Raw genomic sequence first — 13619 nt, 5'->3', positions numbered from 1 at the left:
TGGGCTGATCCGGGCGGACACCCTGACAGGGTGGACGATAGGGTCTACCGACGACGAGACGACCTACGAAGGACCTGAAGTGAATATCCGCTCCCTCACACGAGGCGACGGCGTGGTGATCGGAGCAGCGGTATTGCTCTTCATCGCGTCGTTTCTCAGCTTCTACACCGCGACCGGTTACAGCAACGCTCCGACCGCCTGGGACTACCTCGGCGACGGCCTGGGCCTCTACATCGGTGGGGTCATCGCTGCCGCCCTGATCGTCGTCAACCGCCTGCTGCCGCAGCCGCGGAAGATCGCGGGCCTCGAACTCGGCCAGGCGGGCGTCGCGTTCGCGGTCCTGGTGGTCTGGGCCCTGTTCTGGACCCTGGTGGACGTCCCGGACGGCCTCAGCGCCGGTGGCGGTCTCATCCTCGGTTTCATCGCCTCCCTCGTCCTGGCCGGCGGCGCCATCGCCACCCCGCTGCTCCCGCCGCTCCAGGCCGCCCTCGTCCCGGCCCCCCAGCCGGCCGCCCCGCAGCCCTACGGCGCCCAGCCGCCCGGTGGTTACGGCTACCCGGGCGCCGGTCCCGCCGGTCCGGGTGCGCCGCAGCCCTCGTACGGCACTCCGCCGCAGCAGGCGCAGGCCGCGCAGGCGTTCGGGCAGCCGCAGCCGGCGCCCGCTCCGGCCGGGGACTTCTCGCCGTTCTGGTTCGCCGTGCCGGTGGCCCGTCCGCTGTTCGCGGAGGACGGTTCGTCGTCGCCGATCGCCGAACTCGCGCCGGGCACCTGGTACTTGGCCGTCGAGCAGCGCGGTCAGGCCCTGGTCGCGCAGACGCAGGACGGCCGTCGTGGCGTCCTTCAGGACACCTCGGGGATCCAGCGCGGCTGAGCCCCGCGCCGTCTCCCGCGGCCCCTCGCCCTTCCGGGCGGGGGGCCGTTGTCGTACAGTCGCAGCCGTCCGACGCGCTTCTGACGGACCGTCACATCCTTTGCTCTGGAGGCGACATGCGGCTCGGTCTCGCACTCGGGTACTGGGGGCGCGGGCCCTCCGCCGACCATCTGCCGCTGGCCCGTGAGGCCGAGCGGCTGGGATACGACTCCGTGTGGACGGCCGAGTCGTGGGGCTCCGACGCCTTCACCCCTCTGACCTGGATCGCGGCGCAGACGTCGACGATCAAGCTGGGTACGGCCGTTGCGCAGATGGCGGCCCGCTCCCCGACCACCACGGCGATGCACGCGCTCACCCTCGACCATCTCTCCGGCGGGCGCGTGCTGCTCGGGCTCGGGCTGTCGGGGCCGCAGGTGGTGGAGGGGTGGTACGGGCGGCCGTTCCCCGCCTCGCCGCTGACCGCGACCCGGGAGTACGTCGAGGTCGTACGGCAGGTGCTGCGGCGGGAGGCGCCGGTCGAGACGGACGGGCGGTTCCACGCGCACCCGTATCGCGGCGCGGACGGCACCGGACTCGGCAAGGCCCTCAAGTCCATCACGCATCCGCTCCGTCCGGACCTGCCGGTGCTGCTCGGCGCGGAGGGTCCGAAGAACGTGGCGCAGACGGCGGCGATGGCGGACGGGTGGCTGCCGCTGTACTGGTCGCCGAGCCGCCCCGAGGTCTACGGCACGACCACGTTCCGGGACGGCTTCCTGGTGGCGCCCATGGCCCAGGTGAAGGTCTGCGACGACGTGGCCGAGGGCCTGCTCCCGGTGAAGATGATGCTCGGCTTCTACATCGGCGGGATGGGTCACGCGGCCCGGAACTTCCACGCCGACCTGATGGCCCGCATGGGGTACGAGCAGGAGGCCCGGCGGATACAGGAGCTGTTCCTCGCCGGGCGTCGCGAGGAGGCCGTGCTCGCCGTGCCGGACGCGTTCGCCGACGAGATCTCGCTCGTCGGACCGCGTGAACGCATCGCGGAACGCCTGGAGTTGTGGCGCAAGGGCCCGGTGACGGATCTCCTGGCCCTTGCGCCCGACCCGCACACGCTACGGGTACTGGCCGAGCTGAACTCCTAGGAGCGGCTCGGCTCCCGCGCGCCGGAGGGCGTTCACCCGCCGGCGAGCTGGCCCGCGGACGGCACCTTGTCGGTCACCTCGGCGCCGGCGCTCTTGCCCGCGTCCTTGACCTTGTTGATGATGTCGTCGAACGAACTGGCCGTGGAGTCGGTCGAGTCGCCCTTGCGGAGCTTGGACGGCAGGTCCTTGAGCGAGTCGATGCCCGCGGTCAGTGGCGCGAGCGCCTTGGACAGCGTGGGGTCGCCCTCGGCGTTGCGCTTGGCGGCCTTGAGCCGGTTGTACGCGAAGGCGCCCGCGAGGCCCGCCTTGACGAGCGCGAACCTGCGTCCGCTCGCGCCCTTCTTGAACTTGCCCGCCTTCCAGGGCTTCACGATCCACTGGTAGGTGGCGCCCGCGGCGAGGCTCGCGTTGGCGACGAAGCGGGTCTTGGCCAGCTTCTGCCGCTGGGCGGAGGTGCTGGGACTCGGCGTGGCGGCGGCCACGACGGCCGCGGTGTCCTGGGTGGCGTCCGTGGTCGCGCTGCCGCAGGCGGTGGCGCCGGCGAGCAGGGCGCAGCACAGGGTGAGCGCCACGAAGAGGCGCCGTATCGGTACGGGCACGGGGTCCTCCGGGGTGTTCTCCCCGAGTGGGTGTCCTTACCCCGGCAGCCTCACCCGGTTCCGCCCGCCGCGCCACCCGGGGGAAGCCGTTCGGGTTTCATCCGGTCGGTTGCGGCAATCCGCTTGGCATGTCCCCCTACTACAGACGCGGTTCGAATTCAGTCGGCAACGTCATAGTGATCATCGCCGACATCATGGCCCTCATTCTGGCCCTCTGGATTCTGATGTACCTGTTGGACGCCAACCGCGCGAACGACCTCGTGCAGTTCGTCCACCGTTCGGCCAACTGGCTCGCCGGCTGGTCCCGCGACCTGTTCACCTTCGACGAGGCCTGGGCGAGGGTCGTCTGCGGCTACGGCCTGGCAGCGGTGGTGTACCTCTTCATCGGCCACGCGATCGCCAACCGGGTCTCCCGCTGACCATCGCCGCCCGTCGCCCGCGGCGGCGCGGTGGCTGGTCGCGCGGTTCCCCGCGCCCCTTGAAACGCCGGTGCTTCAGGGGCGCGGGGCCGAGTCGGTGTGCGGCTCCGCCGCGTGGGCGCGACCAGCGCCCACCGACCGGCACTCAACAACAATCCGGATCCAGCCCCCACGGCAGACGTTCCGCGCTGAACACCGCACAGGTCGCGTCATGCCCACCCAGCGCCGCCACGGCGAGCAGCAGCGACCCCGCGGTCCACGTGGTCAACTCCCGCGGCCACACCGCGTCGTCGTCGAAGACGTAGCCGGTCCAGTACAGCCCGCTCTCCGCGTCACGCAGATGCCGGATGGACTGAAGGATCTCCAGCGCCCGGTCGGACTCCCCCAACGCCCACAGCGCGAGCGCGAGTTCGGCCGACTCCCCGCCGGTCACCCAGGGATTCGGGACCACGCACCGCACCCCGAGCCCCGGCACGACGAACCGGCTCCAGCCCTCCTCCAGCCGGGACTTGGCCTCCGCACCGGTCAACGCCCCGCCGAGGACCGGGTAGTACCAGTCCATCGAGTACCGGTCCTTGTCCAGGAACCGTTCGGGATGCCGACGGATCGCGTGGCGCAGCGCTCCGACCGCCAACTCCCAGTCCGGCTGCGGCTCTTCGCGCTGCTCGGCGATGGCGAGCGCGCACCGCAACGCCTGGTGGATCGAGGACGACCCGGTCAGCAGCGCGTCCGCCGTGTCCGTGCCGCCATCACCGTCGTCACCGTCGTCTTCGCGCTTCCACCCGATCTGCCCGCCCGGCTGCTGAAGCCGCAGCACGAACTCGACCGCGGCGAAGACATGGGGCCACAGCCGGTCGAGGAACGTGTCGTCGCCGGTGGTGAGGTAGTGGTGCCACACGCCGACCGCTATGTAGGCGACGAAGTTGGTCTCCCGCCCCCGGTCGGTGACGTCACCCGGATCGCCGTCGGCGTAGGCCGCGAACCACGACCCGTCCTCGTTCTGGTGTCGCGCGAGCCAGTCGTACGCCCGCTCCGCCGCCGCGTGCTCGCCGGCCGCGTCGAGCGCCATCGCCGCCTCGGTGTGGTCCCACGGATCGAGGTGATGCCCCCGGAACCACGGAATCGCCCCGTCCTCCCGCTGCACGGCGAGGATGCCCGCGACGGTCGCGGCGGCCTGCTCCGCGGTGAGGACCCCGGGCAGGACGAGATGCTCTGTCCGGGGAGTGGTCACTTGGCTTCCGCCAGGGGGAGGTGCGGCTTGGTCGCGTAGGCCACGAAGCTCTTGCCCATCAGCGGGTTCAGCGCCTGTTCGGCGATCCGGGTCACGAGCGGTTTCTTCATGATGTCCCAGACCAGGAGCTTGTGGTACGCCTGCACCGGCAGCGCCTTGTCGTTGTCCACGCCGAACGCGCACTTCAGCCACCAGTACGGCGAGTGCAGCGCGTGCGCGTGGTGGGTGCCGTACGGCTTCAGGCCCGCCTCGCGGATCCTGGCGAGGAGTTCGTCCGCCTTGTAGATGCGGATGTGGCCGCCCTCGACCTCGTGGTAGGCGTCGGACAGGGCCCAGCAGACCTTCTCGGGGCCGTAGCGCGGCACGGTGATGGCGATGCGCCCGCCGGGCTTGAGCACCCGGACCATCTCGGCGAGGACGCCCTTGTCGTCCGGTATGTGCTCCATCACCTCGGAGATGATCACGACGTCGAACGACTCGTCGGGGAAGGGAAGTCGGAGCGCGTCGCCCTCCATCGCGGTGGCGGTGGCCCCGGCGGGGGCCTCGCCGGCCTCCTTCATCGCCGCGAACCACGTGGCGACCTCGCGGATCTCCTCGGCGTTCCGGTCGAGGGCGACGACCTGTGCCCCTCGCCGGTAGCACTCGAACGCGTGCCGCCCGGCACCGCATCCGAGGTCCAGGACACGGTCGCCGGGGGCGAGCGGGAACCGGGAGAAGTCGACGGTCAGCACGTGGCCCTGCTTTCGGGATAGACACCGGTGACACTGTTCGGAGACGAGGAGGGTGAAGCCGTACGGCCGGGCATCGCCGCGCGATAGCGGGCCACCGTGCCTTCGGCCGCCTTCGCCCAGGTGAAGCGGGCCAGGACGCGTTCGCGGCCCGCCGCGCCGAGCCGGACCCGGAGCACCGGGTCGGCCAGCAGGCGGCTCAGGGCGGTCGCGAGTGCGCCCGGGTCGCCCGGCGGCACCGCCAGGCAGGTCTCGCCGTCGGGCCCGGCGACCTCCGGGATCGCCCCGCCCGTCGTCGCGACGAGCGGCGTCCCGGTGGCCATCGCCTCCGCCGCCGGGAGCGAGAAGCCCTCGTACAGCGACGGCACGCAGGCGACCTCCGCCGAGCGGACCAGGTCGACCAGTTCGGCGTCGGTGATGCCCTTGACGAAGTCGACGGCGCCTTCGAGGCCGTAGCGCTCGACGGCCTGGGCGACGGGGCCCTCCGTCGGACGCTTCCCCACGACGATCAGGTGCGCGTCGGGGTGTTCGGTGCGGACCTTCGCCAGCGCCTCGACCAGGAACACGAGGCCCTTGAGGGGGACGTCCGCGCTGGACGTGGTGACGATCCGCCCCGGCACCTGCGGGACGGACGCGTCGGGGGCGAACAGGTCGGTGTCGGCACCGATGTGGACGACGTGGATACGGTCGTCGCGGACGCCGAGGTGGTCGATGATCTCCTGCCGCGAGGTGCCGGAGACGGTGAGCACGGAGGGCAGCCGGCGGGCGACGCGCTTCTGCATCCGCGTGAACGCGTACCAGCGGCGCTTGGACATCCGCTGCCGCCGGTTCTCGGCCGCGTCCAGCTCCAACTGCCGGTCCACGGTGATGGGGTGGTGGATCGTGGTGACGAGCGGCGCGCCGACGTCCCCCAACAAGCCGTAGCCCAGGGTCTGGTTGTCGTGCACGACGTCGAACTCACCGCGCCGGGCCCGGAGATGGCGGCGGGCGCGGAGCGAGAACGTGAGGGGCTCGGGAAAGCCGCCGGTCCACATCGTGCCGACCTCGACGGCGTCGATCCAGTCCCGGTACTCGTCGCGCTTCGGGGTGCGGAAGGGGTCCGGGGAGCGGTAGAGGTCGAGCGAGGGCAGTTCGGTGAGGGATATGCCCTCGTAGCCCTCGTCGAGGACCGGATAGGGCTGGGAGCCGATCACCTCGACGCGGTGCCCGAGGCGGGCCAGCTCGCGGGAGAGGTGGCGTACGTAGACGCCCTGCCCGCCGCAGAACGGGTTCCCCTTATAGGTGAGGAGTGCGATACGGAGCGGTCGCTCGCCGTCGGTTGCCGGATCCTCCTGGGGACCCGCCTGACTGGCCTCAGCGGTCACTCTGAGCCCCCTTCTCCCTGCACTGTCCCGCGAGATTACGCCGGGACGCTAATCTAGAACAAGTTTCAGACTTGATCGTCCAGGAGGTTCTGAATCTACCGGCCGGTACGGGCGCTGTGAGAAGTGGATCAGGTGATTCACACCACGGCCGACACCCTGCCATGATCGGTCCGATCACCCGCCCTCACCGACAGTCACGGAACGGGAGCCATGCCAGCGCAAGCCAAGCCCGAAGCCACCGTGCGGACCTCGCCGCCCCTCACCGAGCGGCAGGAGGCCCGTCGGCGCCGCATCCTGCACGCGAGCGCGCAGCTGGCGAGCCGGGGCGGTTTCGACGCGGTGCAGATGCGGGAGGTCGCGGAGTCCTCGCAGGTGGCGCTCGGCACGCTCTACCGGTACTTCCCGTCCAAGGTGCATCTCCTGGTGGCCACGATGCAGGACCAGTTGGAGCACATGCACGGCACGCTGCGGAAGAAGCCGCCGGGCGGCGAGAGCGCGGCGGAGCGGGTCGCGGAGACCCTGATGCGGGCGTTCCGGGCGCTCCAGCGCGAGCCGCATCTCGCGGACGCGATGGTCCGCGCGCTCACCTTCGCCGACCGCAGCGTCTCGCCCGAGGTCGACCAGGTGTCCCGGCAGACCACGGTGATCATCCTGGACGCGATGGGCCTGGACGACCCGACCCCGGAGCAGCTCTCGGCGGTCCGCGTGATCGAGCACACCTGGCACTCGGCGCTGATCACCTGGCTCTCGGGCCGCGCGTCCATCGCCCAGGTGAAGATCGACATCGAGACGGTGTGCCGCCTGATCGACCTGACCGACCCGGACCGCGAGGAGCGGGGCGCCCACGGAGGCGCGTGAGCGGCCGGCCGCGGGGGCAACCGGCCGCTCACGCCGTGGCGACATGCCGGCGCCCGGTTCCGGACGGTCGCACAGCGCGCCACGGTCTGTGCGTCGGACGCCGGAGACAGGCGGGTAGGCACGGCCTGTCGGACGTCCCGACGGTGCCCGCCGGCCGGCTGCCCTCCCCCGAGGGAGCAGCCGACCGCGGACCGCAAGTCGCGCGCGGTACGGGCGAGTTGCTGCCCTCAAGGTGCCGGAGGGAGGTGGCCGACGACCTTGCGTAAACCTTGTCCCGCTGGTGGGCAGGTGGTTGGGTGCCCGTGGAGGGTCAGTGAAGCGGGTGGGGCGGGACGGTGGGGGCTGCGTGACGGGATTTCGGCTGCTGGGGCCCGTGGAGTTGTGGGTGGCGGGCCGTCCGGTGGAGCTGGGGCCCGCCAAGCGGCGCACGGTCCTGGCGGCACTGCTGGCGGACGCGGGCCGCTGGGTACCGGCGGAGACGCTGATCGACCGGGTGTGGGGAGAGGATCCGCCGGCACAGGTGCGGGCCACGCTGTACGCGCATGTCGCCCGGATACGGCGGGTGCTCGGGGAGGTGGGGGCGGGGCTCGCCGCAGGCTCCGGGGAAGTCCCGCTCGCCGCGCCGGTGCTGGTGCGCGGCCCCGCGGGCTACCGCCTCGACATCGCCCCTGACCTGGTCGACGCGCACCGCTTCCGCGACCTGGTGGCGCGGGCGCGCCGGGCCGAAGTCTCCGACTCCGTACGGGTGTCGACGCTGCGGGAGGCGATGGGCCTGTGGCGGGGCACACCGCTGGCCGGGCTGCCCGGGGAGTGGGCGGACCGCACCCGGGAGAGCTGGCTGCACCAGTACGTGGACGCCGTGCTCGCCTGGGCGGACGCCGAACTCCGGGTCGGCGGGCACCTCGTGGTGATCGACACGCTGTCCGGCCTCGTCGCCGAACATCCGCTCGTCGAGCCGCTCACGGTGGCGCTGATGCGGGCGCTGCACGCGGCCGGGCGCACCCCGGAGGCGCTCAAGTGCTACGCGGGTCTCCGCAAGCGGCTGGCCGACGAACTCGGCACCGCCCCGGGCGCGGAGGCCCGGCGGGAACACCAGGGCCTGCTGACCGGGAAGAACGCACCGCGCCCGCCGCACGGCACCGGCACCGGCACCGGCACCGAGCGCGTCCGGGTCGTACCCGCTCAACTCCCGCTGGACGCCTTCGGTTTCACCGGACGCGAGGACGAACTCGCGCGGCTGGAGAAGGTGTTCGCCGCGAGCGGGCCGCAGCCGTCCGCCGTGGTGGTGTCGGCGGTCTCCGGGACGGCGGGCGTGGGCAAGACGGCGCTGGCGGTGCACTGGGCGCACCGGGCCCGGGACCGTTTCCCGGACGGCCAGTTGTACATCAACCTGCGCGGCTACGACCCCGAACGCCCGATGACCGCCCCCGACGCGCTGGTCCGGTTCCTGACCGCGCTCGGAGTGCCCGAGCAGGACATCCCGCTGGAGCCGGACGACCGGGCGGCGCGCTACCGCACCGAGGTCGCGGGCCGGCGCATGCTGATCGTGCTCGACAACGCGGCCACCGTGGAGCAGGTCCGTCCGCTGCTGCCCGGCACCGGTTCCTGCGCGGTGCTGGTGACCAGCCGCGACAGCCTGGCCGGGCTGGTCGTGCGGGAGGGCGCTCAGCGGCTGGACCTCGACCTGCTGCCCGCCGACGCCGCCCACACCCTGCTGCGGCGGCTCATCGGCCCCCGCGCCGAGTCCGAGCCCGACGCGGTCGGCGCGCTCGCCGCGCAGTGCGCCCGGCTCCCGCTGGCGCTCCGGGTCGCCGCGGAACTGGCCGCCGCCCGCCCCAGCACTCCGCTGGCCGACCTGGTCGCCGAACTCGCCGACCAGCAGGAGCGGTTGTTTCTCCTGAACGCGGACGGCGACCCCCGGGCCGCCGTGGTCACCGTGTTCTCCTGGTCGCTGCGGCACCTCCCGGCGGACGCGGCACGGATGTTCCGCCTGCTCGGTCTCCAGCCGGGCCCCGACCTGGACGCGCACGCCACGGCGGCGCTCACCGGCACCACTCCGGCGGAGGCGCGGCGCTCGCTCGACGTCCTGGCCCGCGCCCACCTGGTCCAGCGCGTGGACGCCGCCCGCTACGGCATGCACGACCTCCTGCGCGCCTACGCGGCCGGGCTCGCGAGCGCGCAGGACACACCGGAGGCCCGCACGTCGGCGCTGGACGGCCTGTTCGACCACTACCTCGCCACCGCTGCCGCCGCCATGGACCGACTCCACCCGGCCGAGGCCCACTTACGCCCGCCCGCGCCCACCACCTCGACGCCCGTACCCGACCTGTCGGACCCGGACGCGGCCCGCGCCTGGCTGACCGCGGAGCGCGCGTGCCTGACGGCGATGTCCGCCCACACCGCCGCGCACGGCCGCCCCGCCCGCGCGATCCGCCTCTCCCAGACCCTGTACCGGCACCTCCTCGGCGGCCAGCACACCGACGGCCTCACGATCCACGGCCACGCGCGCGACGCCGCCCGGCTGCTCGACGACCCGGCGGGCGAGGCCCGCGCCCTCCTGGGCATCGGCACGGCCCACTACCAGCTGGCCCGGCACGAACCGGCCCGCCACCACCTCCAGGAGGCCCTGACCCTGTTCCGCCGGGCCGGCGACCCGACGGGCCAGGCCCGCGCCCTGACCAACCTCGGCCTGGTCGACGAACGCCTGGGCCGCTTCGGCACGGCGGTCGCCTACCTGGAACAGGCGCTGGCCCTCTACCGGAGCACCGGTGACGGCGCGGGCGAGTCGATCGCGCTGAAGAACCTCGCCCATGTCGAGGGGCAGTTGGGCCGCTACGACGAGTCCGCCGACCACCTCCACCAGTGCCTGACCCTGCTGCGCCGCACCGGCAACCGTTACCTGGAGGCGCACGCGCTCATGGACCTCGGCACGGTCGAGACCCGCCTCGACCGCCTGGACGAGGCCGCCGTCCACCAGGAACAGGCCCTGGCCCTCCTGCGGGAGGTGGGCGACAGCTACGGCGAGGCGGGCGCCCTGCACGGCCTGGGTGTCGTCCACTCCCGCCGCGACCGCCCCGAGCAGGCCGCCGACTGCCACCGCCAGGCCCTCGCCCTCTACTCCCGCAACGGCGACCGCGACGGCGAGGCCAGGGCCCTCAACGGCCTGGGCGAAGCGGCCCGGGCCACCGCCCACCCCACCGAAGCCCTCACCCACCACACCCGGGCCCTCACCATCGCCGAGGACATCAGCAACCCGGGCCAACAGGCCCGGGCCCACACGGGGTTGGCCGAGACCCACGAATCCCTGGCCGACCTCCCCACGGCGATCCACCACTACGAACGCGCCCTCGCCCTCTACCACCGGCACGGCATGCCGGAGGCGACCACGGTCAAGGACCATCTGAAGACGCTGACCGGGGCGACGGCCGCGTCCGACAGGCCGGACCGGACGAACTAGAGAACCGGCCGAACCGGACCCGGAGTTCGGTGTCGAGACCAGGACCGTTCGAGCGCGGGCCGTCTATTCCTCGGGTGGGAACACCGGCTCCCCGCTGCCCAGGAGCGTGATCATGATGGCCTCCACCGGGCAGCCCTCCGCCGCCGCGAGGATCCTCTCGTTGGCGTCGGACTCGGGGGCGGCCGGGTGGGACTGCATGGCCGAGTCGAGGTGGAAGCGGTCGGGGGCCTGGTGGGTGCACTGGGCCGAGCCGATGCAGAGGGAGCGGTCGACCTCTATCTGCCAGCGGTCGCCCGCCCCCATCGCGCTCACCCCTCCCAGCCGGCGGGCAGGTGGATCATCTTGTGTTCGAGGAACTCGGAGTAGCCCTCGGGCCCGAACTCCCGCCCCAGGCCGCTGTTCTTGTAGCCGCCGAAGGGGCCGAGCATGTCGAGGCTGAAGGTGTTCACGGAGTAGGTGCCGGTGCGGACCTGGCGGGCGATGTCGATGCCGTGGGCGACGTCGCCGGTCCACACGCTGCCGCTGAGGCCGTAGTCGGAGTCGTTGGCGATCTTCACGGCCTCGGTCTCGTCGCCGTACGGGAGAAGGCAGATGACGGGGCCGAAGATCTCCTCGCGGGCGATGCGCATGGAGTTGTCGACGTCGCCGAAGAGCGTCGGCTCGACGTACCAGCCGTGGTCGAGGCCGGGTGGACGGCCGCCGCCCGTAAGGATCTTGGCGCCTTCCTCCTGGCCGATGCGGATGTAGTCGAGGTTGCGTTGCTGCTGGCGCCTGGCGACCAGCGGGCCCACCTGGGTGGCCGGGTCGAGCGGGTCGCCGACGACGAGGGCACTGGCCGCCGCCGCGAACGCGTCCGCGAACTCGTCGTAGCGGGAGCGCGGTACGAGGATGCGGGTCTGGGCGACGCAGGCCTGGCCGTTGTTCATCCAGGCGGCCGAGACGATGCCGGGGACGGCGGTGGCGAGGTCCGCGTCGGGCAGCACGATCGCCGCCGACTTGCCGCCCAACTCCAGGGTCACGCGCGTGAGATGACGGGCGGCGACCTCCATCACACGGCGGCCGGCCGCGACGGAACCGGTGAAGGAGACCTTGTCGACGCCGGGGTGCCCGACGAGGTGTTCGCTGACCTCGCGGTCGGCGGGGAGGATCGACAGGACCCCCTCCGGCAGCCCCGCCTCCTTCGCTATCTCGCCCAGCAGGTAGGCGTCCAGAGGCGATTCGGGCGACGGCTTGAGGATCGCCGTGCAGCCGGTGAGCAGCGCCGGCGCGAGCTTCGCGGCGGCCACGAACTGCGGGACGTTCCAGGGGACCACGGCGGCCACGACCCCGACCGGCTCCCGGCGGACGAGGATCCCGCCGAGGACGCCGTCGCGCCGCTCCTCGTAGGTGAAGCCCTTCGCGACGGTGATCGCCGCGTCCCACACCATCATCGCGCCGAGGGCCTGCCCGAGGATGCTCCAGGAGTACGGCGAGCCGTTCTCGGAGGAGATGACCCGGCCGATCTCCTCGTACCGGGCGGCGATCGCGTCCTTGATGCGGGTGACGACCGCGATCCGCTCGTCGAGGCTCATGCGCGGCCAGGGCCCTTCGTGGAAGGCCTTGCGGGCCACGGCGACCGCGCGGTCCACGTCCTGGGTCGACGCGTGCGGGACGCGTCCGATGACCTCCTCGCTGTGCGGGGAGATCACCTCGATGACGTCCGTGCCCAGCGGATCGGTCAACTCCCCGCCGATGAACAGCTGTCGGTGTTCCACGAGCTCCGTCATGGCCGATTGCCTCCCCGGTACCGCTGTCTGACGATCCATCAGATACGAAGACTGAATACCAGTTCCGGTCGATGGAGTCCACGTATAGTGGCCGGAAGGCGGCGATTGGGGAGTCGATGACGTCCATGAGTCAGGTCCACGACCACGGCGGCGGTGTCCGCTCCGTCGAAGTCCCCATCCCGGACAACCCCCTGGGGACCACCCTCGTCTACGTCGTCGACACCGACCGCGGCCCGGTCCTGGTCGACACCGGATGGGACGACCCGGACTCCTGGGACACCCTGGTCCAGGGCCTGTCGGCGTGCGGGACGTCGGTCGGCGAGGTCCACGGCGTGATCATCACCCACCACCACCCCGACCACCACGGCCTGTCCGGGCGGGTGCGCGAGGCGTCCGGGGCGTGGCTGGCGATGCACGCGGCGGACACGGCGATCGTCCGCCGGGCCCGTTCGACCCAACCGGGGCGCTGGCTGGCGTACATGACGGCGAAGCTCGCGGCGGCCGGTGCGCCCGAGGAGCACCTCGCGCCGCTGCGCGCGGCCCGCCCGCGCAGCGTGCCGGGCCTGGCCCCCGCCCTCCCCGACCGCGAGATCGTCCCCGGTGAACTCCTCGACCTGGCGGGCCGCCGGCTGCGCGCGATCTGGACCCCGGGCCACACCCCGGGCCACGTCTGCCTGCACCTGGAAGAGCAGCACCCCTCTCAACTCCCGGGCCACGGGCGCCTGTTCTCCGGCGACCATCTGCTCCCCGAGATCACTCCGCACATCGGCCTGTACGAGGACCCGGACGACACCACGATCGCCGACCCGCTCGGCGACTACCTCGACTCCCTGGAGCGCATCGGCCGCCTCGCCCCCGCCGAGGTCCTCCCGGCCCACCAGCACACCTTCACCGACGCGACAGGCCGCGTGGGGGAGTTGCTCACGCACCACGAGGACCGGCTGCGGGGGCTGCTGACCCTGCTCCGCGAACCGCTCACGGCCTGGCAGGTCGCGGAACGGATGGAGTGGAACCGCCCCTGGTCCCACATCCCCTACCCGTCACGGAACATCGCGGTCTCCGAGGCCGAGGCGCATCTGCGGCGACTGGTGAAACTGGGGCGGGCGGAGTCGGTGACGGGGAGCGAGCCGGTGACGTACGTGGCGGTGTAGCACGGCCGTGGAGGGGAGTTGGCTGATCGCGCGCCGGACCCTGTTCCTGCCGTT

Annotated in this window: 12 protein-coding genes; 6 read left to right on the top strand and 6 right to left on the bottom strand. The window is 72.4% G+C overall.

Features of this window, described 5'->3' with window-relative positions:
• The first annotated feature begins 112 nt into the window (after positions 1–112).
• Together ACIPTO_RS14745 and ACIPTO_RS14740 are read left to right on the top strand one after the other, a co-directional pair.
• On the top strand, positions 113–871 hold the full coding sequence (locus ACIPTO_RS14745) for a hypothetical protein (RefSeq protein ID WP_401191788.1): 759 nt from the start codon (positions 113–115) through the stop codon (positions 869–871).
• A gap of 116 nt (positions 872–987) precedes the next feature.
• Positions 988–1992: an LLM class F420-dependent oxidoreductase gene (locus tag ACIPTO_RS14740; RefSeq protein WP_401191786.1), complete on the top strand. Its 1005-nt coding sequence runs from the start codon at positions 988–990 to the stop codon at positions 1990–1992.
• 32 nt (positions 1993–2024) lie between these two features.
• Here ACIPTO_RS14740 and ACIPTO_RS14735 read toward each other — a convergent pair whose 3' ends face one another.
• A complete protein-coding gene (locus ACIPTO_RS14735) occupies positions 2025–2591 on the bottom strand; it encodes a hypothetical protein (protein WP_366314075.1) in 567 nt (188 codons plus the stop codon).
• Positions 2592–2719: 128 nt separating this feature from the next.
• Here ACIPTO_RS14735 and ACIPTO_RS14730 point away from each other — a divergent pair, with 128 nt between their 5' ends.
• Positions 2720–3010, top strand: coding sequence for a hypothetical protein (locus ACIPTO_RS14730; RefSeq protein ID WP_266768160.1), 291 nt, complete (start codon positions 2720–2722; stop codon positions 3008–3010).
• Positions 3011–3155: 145 nt separating this feature from the next.
• Here the strand turns inward: ACIPTO_RS14730 and ACIPTO_RS14725 are convergent, their stop codons facing one another.
• The 3 genes from ACIPTO_RS14725 to ACIPTO_RS14715 are packed head-to-tail and all read right to left on the bottom strand — an operon-like array spanning position 3156 to position 6333.
• On the bottom strand, positions 3156–4241 hold the full coding sequence (locus ACIPTO_RS14725; protein ID WP_401191784.1) for a prenyltransferase: 1086 nt from the start codon (positions 4239–4241) through the stop codon (positions 3156–3158).
• Positions 4238–4972 (bottom strand): class I SAM-dependent methyltransferase, encoded by a 735-nt coding sequence (locus ACIPTO_RS14720; protein ID WP_401191781.1) that lies wholly within the window; start codon positions 4970–4972, stop codon positions 4238–4240. The genes ACIPTO_RS14725 and ACIPTO_RS14720 overlap by 4 nt, the downstream gene beginning before the upstream one ends.
• Entirely contained in the window at positions 4966–6333 is a 1368-nt protein-coding gene (locus ACIPTO_RS14715) for a glycosyltransferase family 4 protein (protein WP_401191778.1), read from the bottom strand. The genes ACIPTO_RS14720 and ACIPTO_RS14715 overlap by 7 nt, the downstream gene beginning before the upstream one ends.
• Positions 6334–6543: 210 nt before the next feature.
• Here ACIPTO_RS14715 and ACIPTO_RS14710 point away from each other — a divergent pair, with 210 nt between their 5' ends.
• Both ACIPTO_RS14710 and ACIPTO_RS14705 read left to right on the top strand, forming a co-directional pair.
• Positions 6544–7191, top strand: a complete 648-nt coding sequence (locus tag ACIPTO_RS14710) for a TetR family transcriptional regulator (protein WP_366314067.1) — start codon at positions 6544–6546, stop codon at positions 7189–7191.
• 346 nt (positions 7192–7537) lie between these two features.
• Positions 7538–10648 (top strand): AfsR/SARP family transcriptional regulator, encoded by a 3111-nt coding sequence (locus tag ACIPTO_RS14705; protein WP_401191776.1) that lies wholly within the window; start codon positions 7538–7540, stop codon positions 10646–10648.
• 63 nt (positions 10649–10711) lie between these two features.
• On the opposite strand, the gene ACIPTO_RS14700 is transcribed toward ACIPTO_RS14705, so the two are convergent.
• Positions 10712–10951 carry a ferredoxin gene (locus ACIPTO_RS14700; RefSeq protein WP_366314507.1) on the bottom strand — a complete coding sequence of 80 codons (240 nt, stop codon included), beginning with the start codon at positions 10949–10951 and terminating at the stop codon, positions 10712–10714.
• A gap of 5 nt (positions 10952–10956) precedes the next feature.
• The gene (locus ACIPTO_RS14695; protein ID WP_401191774.1) at positions 10957–12414 is read right to left on the bottom strand and encodes an aldehyde dehydrogenase; all 1458 of its coding nucleotides are present in this window, start codon (positions 12412–12414) and stop codon (positions 10957–10959) included.
• 125 nt (positions 12415–12539) lie between these two features.
• On the opposite strand from ACIPTO_RS14695, the gene ACIPTO_RS14690 reads away from it, so the two are divergent.
• Positions 12540–13565 (top strand): MBL fold metallo-hydrolase, encoded by a 1026-nt coding sequence (locus ACIPTO_RS14690; RefSeq protein WP_401192135.1) that lies wholly within the window; start codon positions 12540–12542, stop codon positions 13563–13565.
• The last annotated feature ends 54 nt before the right edge of the window (positions 13566–13619 follow it).

This window comes from Streptomyces sp. NPDC090083 (assembly GCF_044747445.1).
Classification (GTDB): Bacteria; Actinomycetota; Actinomycetes; order Streptomycetales; family Streptomycetaceae; genus Streptomyces.
The sequence above is the reverse complement of the archived record's forward strand: the minus strand, read 5'-3'. Positions and strand labels throughout refer to the sequence as shown.